Source organism: Kitasatospora sp. NPDC001261 (assembly GCF_042896795.1).
Lineage (GTDB): Bacteria > Actinomycetota > Actinomycetes > Streptomycetales > Streptomycetaceae > Kitasatospora.
Genome location: NZ_JBIAXP010000076.1, coordinates 1 through 1,533, shown reverse-complemented (window position 1 = coordinate 1,533; position 1,533 = coordinate 1). Strand labels below are relative to the sequence as shown.

The following is a 1,533-nucleotide window of genomic DNA, read 5'->3' as shown; positions in this document are numbered from 1 at the left end:
CTGAGGACAAGCCCTCGGCCTATTAGTACCGGTCAACTCCACCCCTCACAGGGCTTCCATATCCGGCCTATCAACCCAGTCGTCTACTGGGAGCCTTACCCTCTCAAGGAGGTGGGAGTGCTCATCTCGAAGCAGGCTTCCCGCTTAGATGCTTTCAGCGGTTATCCCTCCCGAACGTAGCCAACCAGCCATGCCCTTGGCAGGACAACTGGCACACCAGAGGTTCGTCCGTCCCGGTCCTCTCGTACTAGGGACAGCCCTTCTCAACACTCCTACGCGCACAGCGGATAGGGACCGAACTGTCTCACGACGTTCTAAACCCAGCTCGCGTACCGCTTTAATGGGCGAACAGCCCAACCCTTGGGACCTACTCCAGCCCCAGGATGCGACGAGCCGACATCGAGGTGCCAAACCATCCCGTCGATATGGACTCTTGGGGAAGATCAGCCTGTTATCCCCGGGGTACCTTTTATCCGTTGAGCGACGGCGCTTCCACAAGCCACCGCCGGATCACTAGTCCCTACTTTCGTACCTGCTCGACCCGTCAGTCTCACAGTCAAGCTCCCTTGTGCACTTACACTCAACACCTGATTGCCAACCAGGCTGAGGGAACCTTTGGGCGCCTCCGTTACCCTTTAGGAGGCAACCGCCCCAGTTAAACTACCCACCAGACACTGTCCCTGATCCGGATCACGGACCCAGGTTAGACATCCAGCACGACCAGAGTGGTATTTCAACGACGACTCCACAACAACTGGCGTTGCTGCTTCAAAGTCTCCCACCTATCCTACACAAGCCGAACCGAACACCAATATCAAGCTATAGTAAAGGTCCCGGGGTCTTTCCGTCCTGCTGCGCGAAACGAGCATCTTTACTCGTAATGCAATTTCACCGGGCCTATGGTTGAGACAGTCGAGAAGTCGTTACGCCATTCGTGCAGGTCGGAACTTACCCGACAAGGAATTTCGCTACCTTAGGATGGTTATAGTTACCACCGCCGTTTACTGGCGCTTAAGTTCTCAGCTTCGCCTGGACGAATCCAAGCTAACCGGTCCCCTTAACGTTCCAGCACCGGGCAGGCGTCAGTCCGTATACATCGCCTTACGGCTTCGCACGGACCTGTGTTTTTAGTAAACAGTCGCTTCTCGCTGGTCTCTGCGGCCACCCCCAGCTCGGAGTGCAAGACTCGTCACCAGGAATGGCCCCCCTTCTCCCGAAGTTACGGGGGCATTTTGCCGAGTTCCTTAACCATAGTTCACCCGAACGCCTCGGTATTCTCTACCTGACCACCTGAGTCGGTTTGGGGTACGGGCCGCCATGAAACTCGCTAGAGGCTTTTCTCGACAGCATAGGATCATCCACTTCACCACAATCGGCTCGGCATCAGGTCTCAGCCTTAATGAGTGACGGATTTGCCTATCACTCGGCCTACACCCTTACCCCGGGACAACCACCGCCCGGGCTGGACTACCTTCCTGCGTCACCCCATCGCTCACCTACTACAGACTTGGTTCAGCGGCTCCACCACGTCCC

The 1,533-nt window shown here is 56.5% G+C and carries 1 rRNA gene; it reads right to left on the bottom strand.

Annotated elements, in window-relative coordinates:
• Window positions 1-2 precede the first annotated feature (2 nt).
• Window positions 3-1,533 (bottom strand): 23S ribosomal RNA (locus tag ACFY4B_RS42585); the annotation flags it as partial.